This window comes from Bacillus sp. HY001, from assembly GCF_007558965.1.
Taxonomy (GTDB): Bacteria; Bacillota; Bacilli; order Bacillales; family Bacillaceae_G; genus Bacillus_A; species Bacillus_A mobilis.
This window is the reverse complement of sequence record NZ_VLTE01000031.1, coordinates 75,112-97,864: the sequence shown is the minus strand read 5'-3', so window position 1 is coordinate 97,864 and position 22,753 is coordinate 75,112. Positions and strand designations below refer to the sequence as shown.

Annotated in this window: 29 protein-coding genes and 1 riboswitch; of the genes, 10 read left to right on the top strand and 19 right to left on the bottom strand. The window is 34.3% G+C overall.

Annotated elements, in window-relative coordinates:
* Nucleotides 1–25 precede the first annotated feature (25 nt).
* The 3 genes from FOT98_RS15970 (at nt 26) to FOT98_RS15960 (ending at nt 2,565) form a co-directional block, all read left to right on the top strand.
* Nucleotides 26–475: an ArsR/SmtB family transcription factor gene (locus FOT98_RS15970; protein WP_063263704.1), complete on the top strand. Its 450-nt coding sequence runs from the start codon at nt 26–28 to the stop codon at nt 473–475.
* 19 nt (nt 476–494) lie between these two features.
* A complete protein-coding gene (locus FOT98_RS15965; RefSeq protein WP_063263705.1) occupies nt 495–1,715 on the top strand; it encodes an MFS transporter in 1,221 nt (406 codons plus the stop codon).
* A 124-nt stretch (nt 1,716–1,839) separates the two neighbouring features.
* Nucleotides 1,840–2,565: a sulfite exporter TauE/SafE family protein gene (locus tag FOT98_RS15960; RefSeq protein WP_063263706.1), complete on the top strand. Its 726-nt coding sequence runs from the start codon at nt 1,840–1,842 to the stop codon at nt 2,563–2,565.
* Between the two features lie 90 nt (nt 2,566–2,655).
* Here FOT98_RS15960 and FOT98_RS15955 read toward each other — a convergent pair whose 3' ends face one another.
* The 6 genes from FOT98_RS15955 to FOT98_RS15930 form a co-directional block, all read right to left on the bottom strand.
* Nucleotides 2,656–3,267: a flagellar motor switch protein FliG gene (locus FOT98_RS15955; RefSeq protein ID WP_063263707.1), complete on the bottom strand. Its 612-nt coding sequence runs from the start codon at nt 3,265–3,267 to the stop codon at nt 2,656–2,658.
* Between the two features lies 1 nt (nt 3,268).
* Nucleotides 3,269–3,814, bottom strand: a complete 546-nt coding sequence (locus FOT98_RS15950; RefSeq protein ID WP_063263708.1) for a sigma-70 family RNA polymerase sigma factor — start codon at nt 3,812–3,814, stop codon at nt 3,269–3,271.
* 187 nt (nt 3,815–4,001) lie between these two features.
* Nucleotides 4,002–4,586: a DJ-1/PfpI family protein gene (locus FOT98_RS15945; RefSeq protein WP_063263709.1), complete on the bottom strand. Its 585-nt coding sequence runs from the start codon at nt 4,584–4,586 to the stop codon at nt 4,002–4,004.
* Nucleotides 4,587–4,671: 85 nt separating this feature from the next.
* Nucleotides 4,672–5,406: an oxygen-insensitive NADPH nitroreductase gene (nfsA, locus tag FOT98_RS15940; RefSeq protein WP_063263710.1), complete on the bottom strand. Its 735-nt coding sequence runs from the start codon at nt 5,404–5,406 to the stop codon at nt 4,672–4,674.
* A 273-nt stretch (nt 5,407–5,679) separates the two neighbouring features.
* Nucleotides 5,680–5,997, bottom strand: a complete 318-nt coding sequence (locus tag FOT98_RS15935; RefSeq protein ID WP_000678044.1) for a magnetosome magnetite crystal formation protein family — start codon at nt 5,995–5,997, stop codon at nt 5,680–5,682.
* Between the two features lie 146 nt (nt 5,998–6,143).
* The gene (locus tag FOT98_RS15930) at nt 6,144–6,722 is read right to left on the bottom strand and encodes a YdcF family protein (RefSeq protein WP_063263711.1); all 579 of its coding nucleotides are present in this window, start codon (nt 6,720–6,722) and stop codon (nt 6,144–6,146) included.
* Nucleotides 6,723–6,882: 160 nt separating this feature from the next.
* On the opposite strand from FOT98_RS15930, the gene FOT98_RS15925 reads away from it, so the two are divergent.
* The gene (locus tag FOT98_RS15925; protein WP_000923940.1) at nt 6,883–7,548 is read left to right on the top strand and encodes a DUF421 domain-containing protein; all 666 of its coding nucleotides are present in this window, start codon (nt 6,883–6,885) and stop codon (nt 7,546–7,548) included.
* Nucleotides 7,549–7,584: 36 nt separating this feature from the next.
* Here the strand turns inward: FOT98_RS15925 and FOT98_RS15920 are convergent, their stop codons facing one another.
* The gene (locus FOT98_RS15920) at nt 7,585–8,940 is read right to left on the bottom strand and encodes an MATE family efflux transporter (RefSeq protein ID WP_063263730.1); all 1,356 of its coding nucleotides are present in this window, start codon (nt 8,938–8,940) and stop codon (nt 7,585–7,587) included.
* A 130-nt stretch (nt 8,941–9,070) separates the two neighbouring features.
* Nucleotides 9,071–9,916 carry a MerR family transcriptional regulator gene (locus FOT98_RS15915; RefSeq protein ID WP_063263712.1) on the bottom strand — a complete coding sequence of 282 codons (846 nt, stop codon included), beginning with the start codon at nt 9,914–9,916 and terminating at the stop codon, nt 9,071–9,073.
* A gap of 268 nt (nt 9,917–10,184) precedes the next feature.
* On the opposite strand from FOT98_RS15915, the gene FOT98_RS15910 reads away from it, so the two are divergent.
* Nucleotides 10,185–11,348, top strand: a complete 1,164-nt coding sequence (locus FOT98_RS15910; RefSeq protein WP_063263713.1) for a cation:proton antiporter — start codon at nt 10,185–10,187, stop codon at nt 11,346–11,348.
* Nucleotides 11,349–11,411: 63 nt separating this feature from the next.
* Here the strand turns inward: FOT98_RS15910 and FOT98_RS15905 are convergent, their stop codons facing one another.
* From FOT98_RS15905 to FOT98_RS15870, 8 genes are all read right to left on the bottom strand, one after another.
* On the bottom strand, nt 11,412–11,774 hold the full coding sequence (locus FOT98_RS15905; RefSeq protein ID WP_186292118.1) for a DUF3986 family protein: 363 nt from the start codon (nt 11,772–11,774) through the stop codon (nt 11,412–11,414).
* On the bottom strand, nt 11,774–13,123 hold the full coding sequence (locus FOT98_RS15900; protein ID WP_144291091.1) for an aspartate aminotransferase family protein: 1,350 nt from the start codon (nt 13,121–13,123) through the stop codon (nt 11,774–11,776). Before FOT98_RS15900 ends, FOT98_RS15905 begins: the two co-directional genes overlap by 1 nt.
* Before the next feature lie 180 nt (nt 13,124–13,303).
* A complete protein-coding gene (locus tag FOT98_RS15895; protein ID WP_063263716.1) occupies nt 13,304–14,854 on the bottom strand; it encodes a solute symporter family protein in 1,551 nt (516 codons plus the stop codon).
* A gap of 2 nt (nt 14,855–14,856) precedes the next feature.
* The gene (locus tag FOT98_RS15890; RefSeq protein WP_063263717.1) at nt 14,857–15,198 is read right to left on the bottom strand and encodes a DUF485 domain-containing protein; all 342 of its coding nucleotides are present in this window, start codon (nt 15,196–15,198) and stop codon (nt 14,857–14,859) included.
* A gap of 247 nt (nt 15,199–15,445) precedes the next feature.
* Nucleotides 15,446–16,075 (bottom strand): sterol desaturase family protein, encoded by a 630-nt coding sequence (locus FOT98_RS15885; RefSeq protein WP_061680516.1) that lies wholly within the window; start codon nt 16,073–16,075, stop codon nt 15,446–15,448.
* 81 nt (nt 16,076–16,156) lie between these two features.
* Complete coding sequence (locus tag FOT98_RS15880) at nt 16,157–16,450, bottom strand: hypothetical protein (protein ID WP_063263718.1); 294 nt, start codon at nt 16,448–16,450, stop codon at nt 16,157–16,159.
* Between the two features lie 19 nt (nt 16,451–16,469).
* Nucleotides 16,470–17,102: a LysE family transporter gene (locus FOT98_RS15875; RefSeq protein ID WP_063263731.1), complete on the bottom strand. Its 633-nt coding sequence runs from the start codon at nt 17,100–17,102 to the stop codon at nt 16,470–16,472.
* 138 nt (nt 17,103–17,240) lie between these two features.
* Complete coding sequence (locus tag FOT98_RS15870; protein WP_001005945.1) at nt 17,241–17,969, bottom strand: YqcI/YcgG family protein; 729 nt, start codon at nt 17,967–17,969, stop codon at nt 17,241–17,243.
* Nucleotides 17,970–18,235: 266 nt separating this feature from the next.
* Here FOT98_RS15870 and cspB point away from each other — a divergent pair, with 266 nt between their 5' ends.
* Together cspB and FOT98_RS15860 are read left to right on the top strand one after the other, a co-directional pair.
* Nucleotides 18,236–18,433, top strand: coding sequence for a cold shock-like protein CspB (gene cspB, locus FOT98_RS15865; protein WP_001161731.1), 198 nt, complete (start codon nt 18,236–18,238; stop codon nt 18,431–18,433).
* 119 nt (nt 18,434–18,552) lie between these two features.
* Nucleotides 18,553–18,801: a DUF2564 family protein gene (locus tag FOT98_RS15860; RefSeq protein WP_000534395.1), complete on the top strand. Its 249-nt coding sequence runs from the start codon at nt 18,553–18,555 to the stop codon at nt 18,799–18,801.
* Nucleotides 18,802–18,833: 32 nt separating this feature from the next.
* Here the strand turns inward: FOT98_RS15860 and FOT98_RS15855 are convergent, their stop codons facing one another.
* The 3 genes from FOT98_RS15855 to FOT98_RS15845 form a co-directional block, all read right to left on the bottom strand.
* Nucleotides 18,834–19,010, bottom strand: a complete 177-nt coding sequence (locus tag FOT98_RS15855; RefSeq protein WP_000358801.1) for a zinc-finger domain-containing protein — start codon at nt 19,008–19,010, stop codon at nt 18,834–18,836.
* 12 nt (nt 19,011–19,022) lie between these two features.
* On the bottom strand, nt 19,023–19,682 hold the full coding sequence (locus tag FOT98_RS15850; RefSeq protein ID WP_063263719.1) for a ribonuclease H family protein: 660 nt from the start codon (nt 19,680–19,682) through the stop codon (nt 19,023–19,025).
* A 151-nt stretch (nt 19,683–19,833) separates the two neighbouring features.
* Nucleotides 19,834–20,319, bottom strand: coding sequence for a QueT transporter family protein (locus FOT98_RS15845; RefSeq protein ID WP_063263720.1), 486 nt, complete (start codon nt 20,317–20,319; stop codon nt 19,834–19,836).
* 6 nt (nt 20,320–20,325) lie between these two features.
* Nucleotides 20,326–20,370: riboswitch (PreQ1 riboswitch) on the bottom strand.
* Nucleotides 20,371–20,502: 132 nt separating this feature from the next.
* On the opposite strand from FOT98_RS15845, the gene FOT98_RS15840 reads away from it, so the two are divergent.
* The 3 genes from FOT98_RS15840 (at nt 20,503) to FOT98_RS15830 (ending at nt 22,752) form a co-directional block, all read left to right on the top strand.
* Nucleotides 20,503–21,375 (top strand): aldose 1-epimerase family protein, encoded by an 873-nt coding sequence (locus tag FOT98_RS15840; protein ID WP_061680514.1) that lies wholly within the window; start codon nt 20,503–20,505, stop codon nt 21,373–21,375.
* 71 nt (nt 21,376–21,446) lie between these two features.
* Nucleotides 21,447–21,833: a reverse transcriptase-like protein gene (locus FOT98_RS15835; RefSeq protein WP_000573872.1), complete on the top strand. Its 387-nt coding sequence runs from the start codon at nt 21,447–21,449 to the stop codon at nt 21,831–21,833.
* Between the two features lie 13 nt (nt 21,834–21,846).
* The gene (locus FOT98_RS15830) at nt 21,847–22,752 is read left to right on the top strand and encodes a DMT family transporter (RefSeq protein ID WP_063263721.1); all 906 of its coding nucleotides are present in this window, start codon (nt 21,847–21,849) and stop codon (nt 22,750–22,752) included.
* Nucleotide 22,753: the final 1 nt, after the last annotated feature.

Below are 22,753 nucleotides of genomic sequence, written 5' to 3'. Positions count from 1 at the left end.
AGATTATAAGAAAGGAGATGTCGTAATGTTTGACGATAGACTTACTATTTCAGCTGAGCAGCAGAAGCTCATTTCTAATGCAACTCGCATTCAAATTCTCCACCTTTTAAAAGACGAAGCACTCACTGCAAAGCAAGTAGCTACTAAACTAAATAAATCTGCTGGTAGCGTACATTATCACGTTCAAATTTTATATGATGGAGGGTTACTTGAATTAGTAGACACGAAAGAAAAACGGGGAATTATTGAAAAATATTACAAGGCAAAATCTGCTCATTTCTATATTGAAGAAAGCGGCACAGAAGGAACGAATACAGGTAGTCATATTGTATCTCATTTATTTTTAACTCCAGAGGAATTACAACAGCTTACGTGGGAAGTTTCACAAGTTTTATTACGCTGGGAAAACAAAACCGCTCGTCAATCAAACTCCGAAGAGGAATACGCTATTTCCTGCAGGATAAAAAAACAATGAAAGAAAGGTCCAGCTGCTCATGAAAAATAAATTATTATTATTGTCGGGAACAGGAATTTCTCGTTTAGGTGATTTTATGTATCTCATCGCCCTAAACGTAATGGTGTTAAATAGTACAAACTCCCCTGCTGCTGTAGCAGGATTATGGATTGTAGGTCCAATTGCGACCGTTGTTACAAAAATATGGTCTGGTAGCATAGTAGATCGATTAAACAAACGGTCCATTATGCTCATCACAGATATAATTCGGGCATCTCTCATTGGCTGTATTCCACTATTTGATTCTATTTGGGCCATTTATATTTTTATCTTTTTAACTCGCATCGCTACATCATTTTTCGATCCAGCATCATTTTCTTATAGAACAATGCTCATACGAGCTGAAGAACGCGCTCAATTCAATGCTTGGAATAACTTTTGTACAAGCGGGGCTTTTATTATCGGTCCAGCCCTTGCTGGAATACTTCTCACCACGTACTCAGCATCCTTTGTAATTTACTGCAACTCACTTTCCTTTCTACTTTCTACTATTCTCATTTATTTCTTACCAAACATTACACTACAAACAAAGCAAAACGAAGAAGTTGCAAATACTTTCGTACAAACATTACGAAGTGATTGGAAACAAGTTTTTTCATTCGCTCGAACGGAAACTTACATCATTCTCATATTCGTTTTATTTCAAGCTACTATGCTTGTTTCTATGGCGCTCGATTCACAAGAAGTTGTATTCACAAAACAAGTACTGTTTTTATCCGACATGGAATATAGCATGCTTGTTAGTATAACTGGTGCTGCATATATTTTCGGTTCATTTCTTGTTTCTCTCTTTGCTAAACGATTACCGATTCAACATTGTATCGGATTCGGTATGATTTTTACAGCAATAGGTTATGTAATTTTCGCCTTTTCAAATTCATTTATAGTCGCGGCAGGCGGTTTCATTTTACTTGGCATTTCTTCATCATTTGCTGGTACTGGCTTTATCACATTTTATCAAAATAACATCCCAGTTCATATGATAGGACGTATTGATAGCGTATTTGATTCTATAAAAAATTTCATCCAAATCTTTTTCATTTTAGCAATTGGGGCATCCGCACAATTTCTTTCGGTTCAAATTACTGTAATCATTAGTTCATTACTCATTCTTCTCCTTTCCTGTTTATTAGCAATCCGGGTTATGACGCCTTCACGAGAAAAATATTTTAAGGCTACAGGGTCATCATTGGAATATTAAATGCATCATAAAAAGCGGCTATTTAGCCGCTTTTTTCCCGTTTTAAAGGACAGTAAGCCCCACTGATTTAAGTTTCACTTTATGTTAAAATATGTATTGGATTTGATTATGTAGGAGGGTTATTTTGGAGATTATATTCACTTTCGTATGTATTATATTAGTAGCTTCTATTTTACAAACAAGTACAGGTTTTGGCTTTTCTATTATGGCAACACCTTTCTTACTCATGCTATTTCTACCACAAGAAGCTATACAAATAAATATTATTTTATCATTAATTATTTCCATATCACTCATTTGGAAAATAAGAACAGACATTGATTTTATTCTACTGAAAAGATTAATTTTCGGAAGTATAGTTGGTGTTCCTTTTGGTATTTTAATTTTCACTTCTATTAACATCAACACATTTAAATTAGCAATTAGCATCCTGCTCTTACTATTAACGTTGATGCTAATATGCAACTTTAAGATTAAATCAACAAAATCTAGAGATTTTATAGTTGGCGGATTATCTGGTCTTTTAACGACAAGTATCGGTATGCCAGGACCACCCCTGTTACTTTACTTTACAGGAACGGATACGAAAAAAGAGAAATTGAGAGCAACTACTTTAGCTTTTTATCTATTTATATATTTCATTAGTCTACTAACTCAAATACTCTTTACTGGCACAAACAAAACAATTTGGGAATCAAGTTTTTATGCTATTCCAATCGTATTTCTAGGTTTGTATATAGGTCAAATTATTTTCAAATGGCTTAATCAACGGATTTTCAAAATATTTACGTATATCCTTTTAAGTTGTACGGGTATGTATCTTCTTATTGAGAGTTTACATTTGTTATAAGTAAGCTTTTCAAGATAAAAGATGCTTTAGATTGTACAAAAACATATAGACTTAAACGATAAAAAGCGGCTATTATGCCGCTCTTTATTTTCACATTAAATATTTTAAAACTAAAAGACCACCCATTGCTATTACAAAGACATTGAAAAAAATCATCCAACGTTTTTCAAATTCTTTATATCTCTCTTCTTTCACTCCACATTGTTTTAGTTTTTCAATTAAAATTGTTAATTCTTGATTATACTCTTTACTTCCTAATTGTATAAAATTATTATTTATATTAATTCCATATACATTCTTCATTTTTTTATGTCGCGAAACTGCTTGAATTGAGCTTATTAGCACATTGTACTCATTTATTTTTTTAAAGTAGCAATCTAACGATATAATTCGTAATCTTGTATTTGTTAAAACAATGTAATAATAAAAAGTAGCACCTGCAGTGAATATATTCGGTATAACTTTAGAATTTACAAGGCTCCCCTCATCCACTAATATTTCACATTCGATTTCTTCTCCTTCTTGTAACTCTTTCCGAACTGATTCTTCCAATATTTGCATCGTTAATTTCTTCAATAATTCCCCGTTTTTCACATAATACTTATCTATATTTATAGACTCATTCGCTTCTTTCTCTAAACGTGTAATTTCTTCCTCTGAATATTGGAGCTCATTTAACATAGACAATAATCTTTTATCCATATTACACACTCCCTTTCCACAATTTTTGAAGCTTTTTCTTCCCACGAGAAATTCTATTGTATATATAATCCGCCGTTACTTTTAATTCTTTCGCAATATCGTCAATGGAATATCCATCAATATACCTCTTTAAAAAGATATATCGATCTTTCTTATTTAAATCTTGGACGATTTCCATAATCTCTTCTTCTTTTTCTATTTCATACCTATCATGAATACCTGTATCTATTTCTACGTCTTGAGCGATTTTATTCTCTTTATATACTTTCTTTTTATATTCCAATGCCTTTAATTTAGTAATACCAATCATCCAAGATTTTAAGTTTCCCTTTTCTATATCAAATTGGTCGATATTAAACCAAATGACAGTAAATACATCGTTATAACAATCATCCACAAATTGTTTTTCAATAGGAGTACTTAATGATTTATGAATAATGTACAAAATTAATTTTCCATACTGATCAATCACTTCTTTCAAAGCATCTTGATCATGTTTTTTCATAGCTATAATTAAATCCTCTTCAGAATTGAAAATCATAAGCATCTTCCTTCCTCAATTCCCCTTTAGCAGCTGCCTTTACTTACTATTGTTATTTCATTCTCATTTTCTATCACTTTTGTAAAAAATTCTTAATTTTTATTTCTATGTATAATGATAACAAATAAAATACCTAAGTTCAGAAAGGATTATCTACATTCCGAACTTAGGTATTAACAATCAAACTATTCACTTATACTAACGTTTCATCAAAAATCTCTGTTACATTTTTAAAGTACTGCAAGTTCTCCTTCGCTTCAGCTTCATTAAATAAATTGAGCTGCTTCATTATTTCAGCAGCAAATTCCACGTACGCAGATCCTACCGCTGTTATGATTTTCCCATCAACGGTTACATCTTTATTTTGTTTATATTCCCATTCATGTAAATGCGCTAATTGTTTTTCATCTGGTGTTAATGATGTTGAGAATTTCTTCTTATTAAGTACTCCTGCTGCATGTAGTAAAGATGTCCCTGCACAAATACCCGCTATCCATTTATTTTGCTTATGTAATTCGTTCACAATAGATAACAACTTTTCATTTTCTAAATAGTCAAAAATATGTCCTCCTGGTACGATAAGCACTTCATAGTCCGCTACTTCAATAAGCTCGATAGAGACATGTGGTTGACACAAAAAACCACCTTCTCCTGTAACTGTTTTGCCGTCTATTGTTGCTGTTATTATTTCGAATTCCTTACTTATTAAAAATAAACTCGCTATATTCACTTCAAATTCTGCAAATCCATCAAATAAAAAGATTAATGCTTTTTTCATATTATCTCCTCCTCCTATACTTATTCGAAGACAATCATATTTCTCCTCCAAAAAAGGCAGACCTGGATACAGGTCTGCCTTTTACTCATTTCTTATTAAATCCTTTTTCACTTAAAAATTCTTTCATATGCATTCTTTTTTCTTTAGCCATAAACGAACTCATTGATTCCGTCCATGTTACGTTCTTCTTATTTGATGATCTTTCTTTGTAATACGAACTCATCGTTTCATCGTATTCGTTTAATAATTCATCATATTTCTTTTCATCATATCCATTTTCATGAAGGATTGCTGCTACTGGTAAACGTGGTTTCACTCCATGTTCTTCATCTGGTACACCAACTGTCATTCCGAATACAGGATATACTTTATCTGGTAAATGAAGCAATTCACTTACTTCTCTCGGATTATTACGAATACCACCAATATAACAAATGCCGTACCCTAACGATTCTGCTGCTAACGCTAAGTTTTGCGCGAAAAGCGAAGCATCTACCGTTGCAACGATAAAGTCTTCCACTCCTTCATGCTTTATCTCTGTACTATGCTGTTCACACGCTATTTCAAGTCGTTTTAAATCTGCACAACAAACAAAGAATGCTGCGCAGTCTTTCACGTGACGATTTCCGGATAACTCTGCTAGTTTAGCCTTTAGGTCTTGATTTGTTACATATATAACAGAATACGCCTGTACAAAATGTGAGGAAGCGGCATGCTGCGCAGCTTGTACCATTCTTTCTACTACATCTTTCGGAATTGATTCTTCTTTATATTTACGAACTGAAACGTGTTGCTCCATTTTATGTATAATCTCATTCATGAAAAACACTCCTTTTTTCTCTTCATAATGAAAAATTAACATATCTTTTTTAATATTCACAACTTATAAGCACAAAAAGAGCAATTCTTTTTGAATTGCTCTTTTTAAAACGTCTATTAATACGGTAAATGAAATTATATCGGCGATTTTTCAAATATATCGACGATTCCATGCACTATATCAACGATTTTTCAGATATATCGCCGATTCGACAAGGAATATCGACTTACCGACAAATAACGACAAACTCACATCGAATTATTTCTTATTTTACTACGCTGTTTTCAAAACTTTAATACCTTTTACGATATTCCAAATGAAGTAATAAATCCCTACAAGAATGAACACCGCATATGTGATCATCATGCCAATTCCAGCACCATCAGATTGATTGAAGCTTAAGCCATATATGCCGGATACTGCTAAGCCACCAAATAAAATCGCATACGGGAAAATATGGGACCAAAATGCTTTTTTCGCGTGGTATTTCACTTCATCCTCCGCAACGAAGTACACGATAATTGGCAGTAAAAATGGTGCAAAAAAGATACTAAAGTAACATAGTGAAGATAATATATTATTTCCTTTCATCCGATTCACCTCTATTGTTTTTGTTATCTTCATTATGTCAGGAATCCATTCCAGAAACTATCGCTTTACCTTTCACAAACATGACACTTTTGTAAGATTTTCATCAAAAGTAATCCCGCCTAGATTTCCAGGCGGGATTACTTTCTCTATATTCGATTCATAAACCAATATTGCGTAATGGCTAAATACTCTCGTATATTCGATGGAATGACAATTCGCTTCGGTGTTTCGGCCGGAAGACCTTCTAATTGTAACCCTTGTTTTGCTGCTATTTTTTTCGCTCTGAACATATGAAAATCGTTTGTTACGATCATTCCTTTTTTCATATCGCTCGGAATTAACGGTTTTGAGAATTTAATATTCTCATCTGTACTCGTTGATTTATCTTCCATTATAATGCGGTCTTCTGCAATTTTTAGTTTCATTAATCCATTTTTCATTGCTAATGCTTCTGAAATATCTTCCCCTTTTCCTTTCCCTCCAGATACAATCGCAGTTGTCTTCTCATGTGATTGTAAATATTCAGCTGCTTTATCAATACGATATTGCAATGAGTATGATGGTTTCGTTCCGTTGACTTTCGATCCTAATACAATTATATAATCCGCATCGTAGGTGGCATTCATTTGTCCATGCTTATAAATGTTATATTGTAAAAATCCCGCATAAACGGCGCAAACCATTATAATTCCTATCATATACTTAATTATTTTCTTCTTTTTCATATCAATATACTCCTAAGTTCTTTGCTTCTTTCATGATAATATCCATTTATTTGTTTGTATACAGACAAATTCCAGTTCACCCTAATTTATCCTCTGGGAAGTAATATTTATATTCCTTTCGGGAAAAGTAAGTACAACTTTGCACGAAGGAGTGTCTCTATTGCTTCTCTTTTTATGTAACGTATCGTTCTTTTTTATCTTATTTTTACTATCACTTAAGATGCTCGGTAAATCAGCTTTAGCCCAACTAACTCCTCATGATTTTGGTGCTATTATCTTTTTATCTTATTTAGCTTTTCAGGCCATACCAGTCTCTGGTGCTTTGCAAGCCTTTCTCGGTATGGTTGTTATTACATGTTTGCATTTACTTCTTACAAAATTAAGCTTACTAAACAAACTAAACCGTTTCATTCTCGGACATCCTATCATTTTAATTAAACATGGTGACATTATTTTTGAGAACTTACAAAAAAGTAGATATCCGATCGCTGAACTACTTTCTAACCTTCGCGTCGCAGGATATCCAAGTGTTCACGAAATTGAATACGCTATTTTAGAAGCGAATGGAGCCATTAGTATTTTACCTAAGCGTGAGCTTGTACCATTAACTCCAAAAGATTTGAACATAGATGTTACGTATGCCGGATTACCAATTGCCCTTATCGTTGATTCGCAAATTCAATACGATAACTTAAAGTTAATTCATAAGGACGAAAAATGGTTATATAAAGAATTAAAAGAAAAGGGCATCACTAATATTAAAAGCGTTGCTTTCGCGTCTGTTCAAGAAACAGATGGATCATTTGCGATTAGTTTAAAAGCATAAAAAAATCCCCTTACTTGCTCAAGGGGATTTTCTTCATTATATCGCTTCTTTCTCTCCCGCCATATTTAATGGAACAGGATGTTTCATACGATTCATCGTAAATACGATAATCGCTGTCAATACTTCAGCTACTGGCATAACGAGCCAAATTCCATTTATCCCAAATAATTTTGGCATAATCCATAATAATGGAATAATAAATAGTAACCCTCGGCTCATTATAATAAGCACTGATTTTGTAGTTTGTCGCACGGATTGGAAGTACTCTCCATACACAATGTTATAGCCTAAAAATACATATTGGATAAAGAACAAGCTAATACCCGTTAATGTTAACTCCAACAACTCTGGAGATTGGACATCAAATAGACCAATAATATATTTCCCGAAGAATAATCCGACAATTATTGCAATACCACCGAGTACTACCGCAATTTTTACAGCGAACTTTAATCCTTCGCGCAATCTCTCTGATAAATTTGCACCATAATGGAAACTAGCAATTGGTTGTAATGCTGCTCCAACACCGAAGAATAATAGTAATGTCATCGCATGAATACTATTTACCATCGCATAAGAAGCGACTCCTACTTCTCCAGCATATTGAACGAATGCGATATTAAAACCAATCGTTACAATCGCTACTGTACTTTCTGCTGTAAAGCTCGGGAAACCGATTATCATAATTTGTTTAACTGTATCCCATTCAAAATGGAATTTCGTCCACTTTAAAATACTACTTTTTCTAAAGAAGTGCGTTAATAATACAAGGAAACCGATCGCTGCCGAAAGAATAGTCGCTGAAGCAGCACCTGTTACGCCCCATCCAAAGATAAAAATAAAGATATAGTCAAACACTATATTTAATACAGCCGTTACAACTAGACCTGCCATTGCTAAATTAGGATTTCCATCATTTCGTATAAATGTACTTAAAATATTTTCTAACACGTATATCATTCCAAACGTTAATAATACGTGTAAATAGTCTAACGCATACGGTAAAATCACTTCGTTTGCACCGAATAAGTATGCTATATCTTCTATTCTCCATAAGCAAATCGCTGCTAACACACCTACGATCATTACTGCTACCGTCATAGATTGCGTAAAAATAGACCTTGCTCTTTCTACTTTATTTTCACCTAGTGCAATGGAGTATAAAGTTGCCCCACCCATTCCAATCCATAATGAAATAGAGAAGAAAATTGAAAAGGCTGGAATAGCCACGTTTACTCCTGCTAAACCATTTGCGCCAACTCCTCTACTAATCATAACCGCATCAATCACAATATTAACTGACATTAATACCATTCCAAGAACAGCCGGTATTAAATATGAAATAAATAAACTTTTTATCGGTTTTTCTCTTAACTTCTCTGTTGTTTCCATCATATAAATGCTCCTTTTTTCAATGCTCTGTTCACAGTTTAAACCTTAAAGTTACTTGAAGGTCAATAGAGAATTAAAAAATAGGTAACTTAATTATTCTGGTTGATGCCAATTTGTTATGATACGAGCCCTACAACTTATTGCTTTGTTTTTTCATGATAGGAATTTGAATTTCTGTTACTTGCTCCTCTGGATTTTCTGTTACAGACCAATCAATTAATGCAATCTCAATCGCATCTCCACTTACTTCGTATCCTTCTTGATCAATATATTTCATTACCTTCTTATATGTTTCATCCGTTTCTTCATATGGTCCATGGTGATATACGCAGGCAAATATACCTTCTTTAATTTCATCTGAACTATGCATTTGAAAAGGCATGTAATCCAGCAGAATAAAAACACTGCTATACGCTTGAAACTCATTTTGCATTAATCCTTTTTTTGCCACCGTTACACCGATATCTCCAGAAAATAAACTATCATCCATTTGTTTCATATTTTTTTGCAGCGAATGAATATAGTACTCAAACATATCATCCGTCGTATTCGGGGCAACAGCAATGGCTGTTATCTTTCGCTGCGGGATCTCTTTAATTACCATTTGTTCAGCTTTTACTTTTGTTGCTTCCTTAATTAAATGAATTCTATGCTCCATTTTCGCCAAAGCATACTCAATTTCTCTTTGTTTTTTCAACATCATTTCTTGTTGTTTTTCCAGTAAATTGAGTGCGTATGCTGGATTTCTTTCATCAATATATTTCTTAATTTCCTTTAATGGAATATTTAATTGGCGTAAAAACTTAATCGTATCTAATAGTGAAAATTGATCGATTGTGTAATAACGATAATTCGTTTGCGGATCTACAGTAGACGGATGAAAAATACCTTTTTCATCATAATAACGTAATGTAGATTCTGCTATATTATGCATTTTTGCCATTTCTCCAATTGTAAAACGTTTATTTAATAACATATACCCTTCTCCAATTCATAAAAAATATATCCTTATTTCTTCTTATTATATAGTGATTCTCTCCATACCTAAATCGAATCCTATCATGAAAATCTGCTATTTTTTCATTGATTTTTCATACATTTTATTATATATTAATTACAGGTTCAAATTACGAGTTCAAAAGAACTTGTAATCAGACCCTTTGTTTAATGGGTTTTACATATTTTCATTAGGCAAATTCCGAGAAATCGTATGATAAAAATAAAAATGATGAGGAGAGGATCCGATGGATTTCGAATTTTTCTTTCAAATTGCACTTATTTTATTAAGTACAAAGCTCGCTGGTGATCTTAGTGTTAGATTAGGTCAACCTTCTGTACTAGGTAAATTAATTGTCGGTATCGTTATCGGTCCAGCTATATTAGGTTGGATTGAAAATTCAGAGCTTCTAACACAATTAAGTAATGTCGGTGTTATTCTTTTAATGTTTATGGCAGGACTTGAAACAGACTTAGAGGAATTAAATGCAAATCGTAATTCTTCTTTAGCAGTTGCACTTGGAGGTATCCTTCTTCCATTCATAGGTGGTTACGTTTCTGGTCTTGTTATGGGGATGGAACAAGGAAATGCTGTATTTTTAGGATTACTTCTATGTGCGACAAGTGTTAGTATTTCCGTACAAACACTTCGTGATTTAGGAAAGATGAAAACACGTGAAAGTACAACTATGCTGGGCGCGGCTGTATTTGATGACATTCTTGTTGTTATTTTATTAGCATTTGCAATGAGCTTCTTAGGTACAGACGATGTTAACTTAACAATGGTTATCTTGAAGAAAGTTGTATTCTTCGCTTCTATTATTTTAATCGGATGGAAAGGTGTACCTGCAATCATGCGCTGGTTATCACCACTGCGCGTATCTGAGTCTATCGTGAGCGCGGCTCTTATCATCTGTTTCTCATTCGCATATTTCGGTGAATTATTAGGAATTGCGGGTATTATCGGTGCTTTCGCAGCTGGTATCGCTATTTCTCAAACGAACTACAAACATGAAGTAGAAAAGAAAGTAGAACCAATCGCTTACGCTATGTTCGTTCCAGTATTCTTCGTAAGTATCGGTATGAATATTACATTTGACGGTATTGGCAATCAAATTTGGTTCATCTTAGCATTAACAGTAATCGCTGTATTAACGAAACTAATTGGTTGTGGCTTAGGTGCACGAATGACTGGATTTGACGCTAAGTCTTCTGCAATTATCGGTGCTGGAATGGTTTCTCGTGGTGAAGTTGCACTTATCATCGCAGGAACAGGACTTTCTTCAGGTCTACTAGCACAAGATTACTTTACAGCTATCGTTATTGTCGTTATTTTAACTACAATGATTACACCACCAATGTTAAAATACACTTTTGGTGCAAAAGATAAAGCAATGAAAGCAAGTAAATAAGCTTTCTACAATAAAAAGAGATTACTATCTTATAAGATAGTAATCTCTTTTTTCATTTTATCTTTAAACAATTCCGTTCGTTTTTAACCAATTTTCAAACATAATTCGTGCTTCTTCATCATCCATATCATTACTAAATGAATACACCATAATGCCGTAATCATCTACATATTCACCTAGCTTCATTTTCTCCACTTTCTTATAAAAATCGCCTGCTTCATAGTGCGGAATATAAGCATCCCAAACTGGTTCATTTATTCTTTTGTACGCCGTCACTTCTAAATCATATCCATCTTCATAATATCCGAGGTGATAATGTTGACTAGGATCATATTTCTTCATAATAAATTCCCCTCCCTTTGAAAATTTATCATATTTCACATAATAAACAAAAGCGAGCTGTATATTACAGCTCGCTCGATTCATTAAATACGTTCCATCGCTGTCTTCAACGTTCCAACAACAAAAGCGATTTCTTCACTCGAAATAACAAGCGGTGGTGCTAATGTTAAGACGTTATTATATCCTGCTGTTGTCATACCGTTTCGTCCTATAATTAAACCTTTTTCTTTACAAGCATTTACAACACTTGCAATTTTGTCGTTATCAATTGGCTCTTTCGTCTCTTTATCATTTACAAGTTCAATTCCAACTAGTAGACCTTTCCCTCTAATATTCCCAACTAGTGGATGCTCTCCAATTTCTTCTTTTAATTGCTCTAATAAAAGCGAGCCCATTTGTGCAGAACGCTCAATTAAATTTTCATTTTCCATAATCTCTAAGTTTTTAAGCGCTAATGCACAAGCCGCAGGATTTCCACCAAATGTATTAATATGACGGAAGAATTCATATTCTCCCTTCCCTTTAAATGCTTCATATATTTCTTTTTTCACAGCTGTCGCTGATAATGGTAAATATGCGCTCGTAATCCCTTTTGCCATCGTAATAATATCTGGCTTCACATCATAATTCATAAATCCAAATGCCTTCCCTGTACGTCCGAAACCGCAAATTACTTCATCGCTAATGAGCAATGCACCGTGTTTTTGACACGTCTCATGAACGGCTTTCATATAGTCTTGTGGCGGCATTAATATGCCTCCGCCCGTAATAATGGGTTCCATAATAAAAGCTGCAATCGTTTCACTTAATTCCCATGTCATAACGCGATCTACTTCTTTTACACATTCTACATCATAAATGTCCTCTGCTTCTATTCCAGGCATACGATAACAATCTGGCGGTGTTACATGTAAAAACCCTGAAGCAAATGGCTCATATTGATATCTACGCTGCGCTTGTCCCGTCGCTGCCATCGTAGCCATTGTATTGCCATGATACCCGCGGTAACGTGATATAAATTTATAACGATGCGGCTCACCTTTTTGCGCATAGTATTGCCTTGCTATTTTAAAAGCTGTTTCGTTCGCTTCCGAACCACTATTAGAGAAGAAAATAACATACTCTCCTCCAAGCCACTCATTTAATTTTTCAGCAAGCTTTATAGCCGGTTCATGTGATTGTGACATCGGAAAGTATGATAATGTTTGTAATTGTTTATAAGCCGCCTCTGCGAGCTCTTTTCTGCCATATCCACTATTCACACACCAAAGGCCACTCATACCATCTAAATATCTTTTCCCTTGTATATCTTCAACCCAGCACCCTTCTGCTTTTGCTCCTACCATTGTACTACTTGGACTAAAGGGACGCATTCCGTGCCAAACATATTGCTCATCTTTTGCTAACAATTCATCAGTCTGTTTCGTTTTCATCATTTCTTCCACCTTCCATAACAACTTATTTTTCACAAAAGCTGCGCTGGTGCCATGATGATTTAATTTTCTCCCTGCTTATTTTCATTCCACAAAATTAAGACAAAATCCTACTTACAATACAGTAATATTTACAAGAAAAAAAGAGCTTTTCTTATATATCGAAAAGCCCTTCTCTTTTTAATGGGAAGATGCATCACTAATACCATGACCAGTATTAGATTTCACAAGAATCTCATCAAATTTCGCTGCATCTTCTTTCTTACTAGATAACACGGTTCCTAAATATGCTGCAAGGAATCCAAGCGGAATGGAAATAATTCCAGGTGTCGTATATGGGAAAATCGCTTCCCCAACAAATATAGCTTTCCCAGCTACAGGGTTCCAAACATTTGGACTTAACGCTACGAGAACAATTGCTGATACTAGACCAACAATCATACCCGAGATAGCACCTGTCGTATTAAAGCGTTTCCAATATATTGTGAATAATATAACTGGTAGATTTGCACTCGCTGCAACTGCAAATGCTAATGAAACTAAAAATGCTACATTCAATGTTTGAGCAAATAACGCTAGTATAATGGATAATATCGCTACTCCAATAGACGCATAGCGGGCCATTGAAACTTGCTCTTTTTCCGTTGATTTCCCTTTACGAATAATTTCATTATAAAAATCATGTGCAAATGCTGATGCGGCTGTTAATACAAGTCCCGCCACTACAGCCAAAATCGTTGCAAAGGCAATGGCTGATACGAAAGCAAATAAGAAATCTCCACCTAACGCTTTCGCTAATAAAGGTGCTGCCATATTACCAGCAGGATTCGCTTTAATAATCGCCTCATTCCCTACAAATGCCGCTGCCCCAAACCCTAAGAAAATTGTCATAATATAAAATGCGCCAATTAACCACGTAGCGTATACAACAGATTGACGTGCTGTTTTTGCATCACGTACTGTAAAAAAGCGAACAAGAATATGTGGTAATCCGGCAGTACCAAGGACTAGTCCTAAATTTAAAGAAAGTGTATCAAGACCATCTTTATACTTTACTCCTGGGTTTAAAAATGAATCTTTTAATGGTGTAGCTGTTTTCATTTGAGCAAACATTTCAGTCACACTAAAATTAAATTTTGAGAAAACGATAACAGAAATAATAAATGTACCCGCCATAAGTAATACAGCCTTAACAATTTGTACCCAGCTCGTCGCAGTCATTCCGCCAAATATAACGTACACTGTCATTAATGTACCAACGATTAAAACGGATGTCGTATATTCGATCCCTAATAATAATTTAATAAGTGCACCAGCCCCAACTAATTGTGCAATCATATAAAAAATTGAAATCGTCATCGTATTAAGCGCTGCAACTCCGCGAACTTTTTTCGCATCAAAACGCGCCGCAATCATATCTGCTAGCGTGTATTTCCCTAAATTTCGAAGTGGCTCTGCAACTAAATATAATACAACTAAGTAAGCAACTAAGAAACCAATACTATAAAAGAACCCATCAAAACCAGTTAACGCAATCGCTCCGGCTATACCAAGAAAAGACGCAGCAGACATATAATCTCCTGCAATGGCCAGACCATTTTGCCAACCAGTTAATCCCCCTCCAGCTGTATAAAACTCACTCGCATTTTTCGTTTTCTTCGATGCAAAATAAGTTATGACGAGTGTACCAAGAACGATGATTAAAAATAGTGCAAATGCAGTTGTATTCAAAGTCAGCCCCTCCCTTTTTTCATATCTTGTAGAATGTTTTGCGAGATTTTATCAAAGGATTCTGCTTTTTTGCTATAAATCATACATAATGACCACGTCATGATAAATTGCGCAAACGCAAACACCCATGCCCACGTAACATCCCCAAATGCTGGTGTATTGAGCACCTTTGAATACGATGTTAAAATAGGTAATGCAATAAAAAAGCTTAAAAAGAAAATACTCATCGGAACGATAAACTTCTTTTTCGTATTTAATAACAATTGAAATTCTTCTGACTGAACAACCTCTGTATAATTCACCTCATTTTGTAACTTACGTGCTGACGTATCATCTCGTTTCATTATCCAATCCCCTCCCTTACTAGAAATACAATTCCCCCTTGTATACCTAAAGACTAAATTTTATAAATATTCAGAAACTTATTTTCATTTTAGACAATCCATACATTCCTGCAAAGATTTTTCGATAGACATTTTTCGGCATTTTCCCCTAAGTTTTTAATATACTTTTTCAGCATAAAATTTCCGTATTGCAATCTCATACTAGGCAAAATTTGATGCTCATTAAAACAAAATAAAAAAGTAGTGCTTATCGCACTACTTCTGTCTTTTTCTCTTTTTCTAAATTACGAGCTGTTTCGCTTAATTCAACGTCTTTTCCATCTTTAAGCGTTCCAAATATGAAATCGAATACTGGATTTGAAACACCAAACCAAAACTTTTCATTTTTATAATGGTGTAATATGTGCTGTTTTTTAAGCCAGCGCCCAAACTTTGTGAACGGACGAATTGGCTTATGTGCAATATAATGTTTCCATTCATAAACGAGAAGCATGATAATCATTCCGATTCCAAATGAAAGTGTAATAGTAACACTTTTTGTTATAGCGTATGATATAAGTAAATATATAGTAAAGCTAGGTATACTAAACCATACAGGCAAGAATAATAGTTTTAAATCATCTGGATATACGTGATGATCATAATGTAATCTTCTTAACATTTTTAATAAAAATACGTTTTTTGGTGGCTTTAAGTGAAATAAAAATCGATGTGTCATATATTCGTTAAGCGTATAAAAAACAATCCCAAACAAACACGCTAACATACCGATCCATGTGAATAATTGCATTTTTAAAATAATGATGAAAATAAATAAAATACTATACATAATAACGATATCATGTTGTAAAAAGAACTCTTTCCCCACTCTCTTCATTTTCCTTCCCCCTTTTCCAAAAAAACAGCCGCAACATATCGTTACGACTATTTCTATTATTTTATTTTTATTCGATTCACTTTACAAATTTGCCTGTTGCTCTATTGTCGAGAAAAAATTGTTCGATCCAAATATATTTTGCTTCGGAATAATATGTTCCACCGCAAACACTGTTACTTCTCCTCTTTGAACCTCTCCAATAATGAGCCCAAATATTTCATGATTCACTGCAAACGTCGGTTGCTTTGTTTGTAGTAATCTTGCTGCATTATGAAATACCGCTTCATATAGTGGATTCCTATCAGTAATTTCTTTTCGGATTTTTGGTGCTAGCGTAATAATAATTTCTCTTCCGTCAATAGTGGTTCGATACATAAAAATCTCCCCTTCAATCTTATGTGAACAACTGTAAAGCTTTGTATGCAAAATGGATAGAATATCCTACTAAAATAATACCTGCTCCGGCTGTTATATAGCCAAGTGCTTTTTGCTTTAATAACGTCCTGCCAAAATGGACAGAAAAAGCGATATTTAAATTCCATAAAATAATGCCAACGATAATACAAAGACTATACAAAAAGGCTTCTTGTTTCGTTACTTTCGTAAGCAATGAGCTAAGTGTACTTCCGTATATACCAAACCAAAAAACAAGATTTAATGGGTTGGATATCGCAATTAAAAAACCTGTCATAAACGATTGTTTAAGGCCACCTACCTCTTCCTTTTTATATTCCATATTCGTGTGGGAAATTCCTTGTTTTACACTTTGAAATCCTAAATAAAATAATAAGAAAAACCCTGTGCAATACATAAAAGCTTGTACATATGTATACATAAACACAGAAGATAAACCGAAATAAATGAGAAGCATAAACAAAATATCTGCAGTCATTCCACCAATTCCAACAACCCACGCATGCCAAAAACCTCGTTCAATTCCTCGTTTTAACATTTCAATATTAATCGGACCTACCGGCGCAGCTAATGAAATACCTAATACAATTTGTTGTATAATCGCTCCAAACATCGCTCTATCCTTTCTACTTCCTTTACTATTAAGTAATGATGTAATGATTAAAAATAGACTAGCTTTCATCAAAATATTTACTACTAAAATACCCTTTTTTATCCAAAATATGCAAAAGAGCCATCCGGATGATGGCTCTTACTTTTCTAACTTATGAAGAAAAGGACACTTTCCTTTTATCGGCTCTACATCGTCTCCTATGAAGTATTGTTTCCATTCCCGATGATCTGGATCACCATAATGACTAATGTTAGGATGCTTCGGCAGCTGATCCCACTTTTCAACTCGATCTCGGACCGTTTGCCTTGAATATGCTCCTTTAGGACGATCTCCTTCTAATCCATCAAAGATGGTGCGTGGTTGAAACCCAATAACGAGAGAATTTCCTAAATGCCTAGTTTTTCTTTGTTTATAAGCCGGCGCATTTCCAAATGCGAATATCGGTTCACCACCAAATGAAAATTCCCATAAGTAATGGTCTGGGTCTTCAGGAATTTGCTTCGGCCATGTCTGATCATCGTTTTCATGTAAATATTGTAGTACTTTCCAAAAGTAATCACGGTAATATTCCAGTGATTGTTCCTCACATTCCGGTTCCACAAAAAGAAAAAACCCTCTTCTTACAATTGGTCGCTCTTTCATTAACTCTAAAAAAGATAACATTGTATGTGGCAAATGACTCCAATCATTATGAGAGAGAAATGAATAGCGAAGTTCATTCTTTTTCAAAGCTGTTAAGCCGAAATAGCACGGAAAAGTTGGTTCTAGCACGACACTCGAAAAATTTTGAAATTCTTTTGTAACCCAATTTGGTATGTCAGTTCTCGTTCTCATTCCTTCATTATCTAATAAATAAGACTCATTCATTCTTTCTTTCACCTCATTATGTACAGCATTCAATTAAGAATATTACATACTCGGCCTGTCCTATACCTATTTAAAAATCTGGCTGAAAAATTATTTAAAAATACAAAAAAATAAAATCGCTTACTTGACTAAATTCTACCAATTCGTGTATATTTAAATTAATCATTTAGCAGAATATTCAAGATTATAGCATTTTTAGTTTATATTATCTTTCAAATGAATTTCACTAAATGAAAAAAGCAAATGTTTTTAGGAGGAATTGTAACATGCAAGGAAAAGTAAAATGGTTTAACAACGAAAAAGGTTTTGGATTTATCGAAATGGAAGGCGCTGACGATGTATTCGTACATTTCTCTGCTATTCAAGGTGACGGCTACAAAGCTTTAGAAGAAGGCCAAGAAGTATCTTTCGATATCACTGAAGGAAACCGCGGACCTCAAGCTGCTAACGTAGTAAAACTTTAATCCAACATATAACAGGAGGTTACCTTATTTGGTAACCTCCTTTGTTATTCCTTTGTATATTTCCGTTTTACAGAGCAAAAACTATGTGAAATGCGCAATATACAAAGGAGGAAGTAATAATGGGATCAGAAGTAAATGATTTTGAAGAAGTGAAATTCCGTGTAGAAACAGCACAAAAAATGGTAGGATCAGCGACAATTTCAATGGATCCAGATACATTAGAGCATGCTACTACTGCTGTAGAAGCCGCTCGCTCTCAGCTTGAAATTATGAAATCTGTGGCAACAGATTTAGATGAGCCATTCTTAATGAATGAAGAAAAAAAATTAAGCAAATGCGAGCATCAACTAAACGAAGCTAGACACTAAAAAACATCCAGAGAACTTTCTCTGGATGTTTTTTATGACAACTGTTCTCCATACTTTTTCAATGTTTCTCCAACTGTACATTGCCTAATACAAAAGGAATGAGCATAATACTTACTATTTGTCTTTCGATTATGTTCTCGCAGAAAACACCCTTCACAATACGTTTCTAATAAGTCATTTACCTCTGTAATGAGTTGCTTTTTATCCACCTTTGCACCTCTCTATTCGGTTATTTCTTTATGACTATCAATGACGGTTCCTTCTAATGCTTGCGTAGCTAATTGATGCGCTTCTTTATTTTGTTTTCTAGATATCGGTTCACATACAAGCTTTAACTTCATTTGCTTCGCTTTTTGTTCAATTTGATCTAAGTAATGATTTAAATGCTCATCATAACAAGGCCATTCTCCAGCCAATTGCTGCAGTACAACTTGAGAATCACCACGAAGCGTAACTGCTTCATACTTAATTCCTAATTCCTCGAGTATATTCATGCCATATAGTAATGATGCATATTCCGCTTCATTATTATCATATATACCTTCAATATATGCATTACGGCGAATTCGGTATTGTTTATTCCCTTTTTTATAGTATACACATATACCTACCCCAGCTTCTTTCGTCTGTACATCATAACCACCATCAAAATAAACGAATATTTCTTGTAGCTCTTCCTCCACTTGTTTACTCAGCTTTTTCATTTCCTTTAATGACCATTCTGCATCCATTTCATCATAAAATGATAGTTCTTTCACTCTTCCTGTTTTCTCAAAATCCTCTGCAAATTGCAGTACATTTTCTATGTTCATATAATCTGTCGTTAATTCCGTCTGCAAACCGTGCTTCGTTTTATACAACCAATGAATTTTATATTTCATACTAGATTCCCCTTATATAAGACTTCTTTTATGTAACCAGCTAATGAAAGCCTCACTTTATTTTATTATATTGTATCAAGAGTCACAGCATTATATTCAATTTGCTTACATACAAAAAGAGCTATCCCTATAGGAATAGCTCTTTCATCTATTACATAAATCTTTCAAATTGTACTCGTTTATTAATCCAGTACATGACAGGCATACCAATTGCCATGACAACAAATTCACCGATGGCACACGTTAACCAAGTCAACATAAATGGTAAATCAAATGCAAGATGAAGCTCAATTGCAATCATAAACATTGTAATTGTAAAAATAGCTGTATTAAAGATCATACGAGCCCAAACACCTTTAATAAATCGCATAGAAATAATCGTTGCAACTAATGCAAGAATAGATTGCCCTACTCCAAATACTAAATCATAAGCGATCATTGGTGAGAAAAAGAGATTTGTTAAAAATACACCTAATACAATTCCGTAAATTGCTTTCTTATTAAATACAACAAGATGATTAAACATCTCTGAAATACGAAACTGTACATTCGTAAAGCCAAATGGCTGAATAAGCATAGAAACAGCAATATATAATGCCGCTAAAATACCATTACCGACTAATGTTCTAATATTCATGACAAAATCTCCTTAGTTTTTTTACGTGGGATGGTTTCGAACCACGTTATTCGTTTTTTAAGCAACAAGATTATATTCTACGCAATACACTCCCTTTCGTCAATAGATTCCTATCATTAACTACCTTTTTTCTTTTAGACAACGTATAATAAAACATATGAAAGTTTTAGGAGGTTTCACTTCATGACAGCAACAATTCAAAATGAAAAAGTGATCGTTTCCATTTCTGACAAAGGTGCAGAATTACAAAGCGTTCGCTTAAAAGAAGATAACACTGAATATTTATGGCAAGGCGATTCTACTTATTGGGGGCGCCGCGCACCAATTTTATTCCCAATTGTCGGCCGATTAGTAGATAATACATACTACGTAGATGGTAAACCATATTCTTTAACACAACACGGCTTTGCTCGTGATCTTACATTCTCTGTAAAAGAACAAAGTGAAACGAAAATCACTTATATTGTAACTAGTAATGAAGAAACATTAAAAAAATACCCATACGAATTCGAATTACTCGTTTCTTATGAGCTGGACGGACAAATCGTTCATGTAACATATGAAGTAAATAACCCTACTTCAAAAGAGATGTTCTTCTCAATCGGAGCACATCCTGGTTTCAACTTCCCCTTATTAGAGGGCGAATCATTTACAGATTATCATTTATCATTTAATGGTTCTGAACGCTTAGAAACAAGCGTATTAGAAGGACCTTACCTTTCAAGTAAAAAGCAATTAATCGCTGAAAATACGCATGAATTACCACTTACATACGATTTATTCAAAAATGATGCACTTATTTTTGAAAATATGAATACGGATGAAATCTCTATCCGTTCTCATAAACATAATAAATTTGTAAAAGTAGAATTTGACGGATTCCCATTTGTCGGCGTATGGACACCAGGCGAGAATGCACCTTTCTTATGTATTGAACCTTGGTACGGAATTGCCGATGAAGTAACTCCAGCAAAAGATTTCAAGGAAAAAAAAGGAATTCAATCTTTACAAGCGAATGAAACATTTACATGTCGTTATAGTATTACAATCGGCTAAGTTACTCTATCCCCTACTTAAAAGGAAACATATAAGTAGGGGATCATCTTATCATTTGGAGGTTTCTCATTTTGATTGAAGTATATATTGATGGTGCATCAAAAGGAAATCCTGGTCCTTCTGGTGCAGGCGTATTTATTAAAGGGGTGCAACCAGCTGTACAATTATCATTGCCCCTTGGGACAATGTCCAACCATGAAGCAGAATACCACGCTTTACTTGCTGCATTAAAATATTGCACGGAGCATAATTATAACATTGTCTCTTTTCGTACAGATTCGCAACTTGTCGAGCGAGCTGTCGAAAAAGAATACGCAAAAAATAAAATGTTTGCACCGCTATTAGAGGAAGCACTGCAGTACATAAAAAATTTCGATCTCTTTTTTATTAAGTGGATTCCAAGTAGTCAAAATAAAGTAGCTGATGAATTAGCTAGAAAAGCTATCTTACAAAATTAACGGGGGTATGGGTGTGAAAAAAGATTGGATTGCTCCTCTTGCTTTATTATTTGTCTCTTTTATTTGGGGAGCTACATTTGTTGTCGTTCAAAATGCTATGTCTTTCGTTGGTCCATTTACCTTTAATGGTATTCGCTTTTTATTCGCTGGAATTATTTTATTATTCGTTCAAATGATTTTCGCAAAAAAAACTACAAAACAAGATATAAAACAGAGTAGCCTCGCTGGATTAATCGTTGGATTCTTTTTATGTGTTGGCTATGTGTTACAAACATTTGGCTTACTGTATACAACCTCTTCAAAAGCAGGTTTCTTAACAGGGCTTAGTATCGTTATGGTACCCATTTTGTCTTTTATCTTTTTAAAACAAAAAGCTTCCATTTTTATCGTACTTGGTATTGCTGTAGCAACAGCTGGTTTATACTTATTAACAGCTGGTGATTCTTTTCAATTAAACATTGGAGATATACTCGTTCTCGGTTGTGCAGTTGCTTTCGCTGCTCATATTCTCGTTAACGGTTTCTTTTCTAAGAAAATATCACCTTTATTGTTAAGCACGTCGCAAGTATTAGCTGTCGGCATGTTTTCTTCTATTTGCGCCTTTTTATTTGAAGATTGGGAAAAATTATTTTCAGTAGCACTATGGACGAATTCTTCCTTTTTATTTGCTCTATTTCTAACTTCCCTATTTGCAACATCCATTGCTTTTTTCATTCAAACATCAGCACAAAAACATACGTCTCCAACGAGAGTAGCAATCATTTTCGCAATGGAGCCCGTTTTTGCTGCCTTAACAGGCGTTCTCGTGGCAAACGAACAACTTTCTATTTCTGCTATTATCGGATGCTTATGTATTTTTCTAGGCATGATTTTTGTTGAATTACCTTCCAAAACAAAAAAAGAAGCGCAGGCTGCATGAA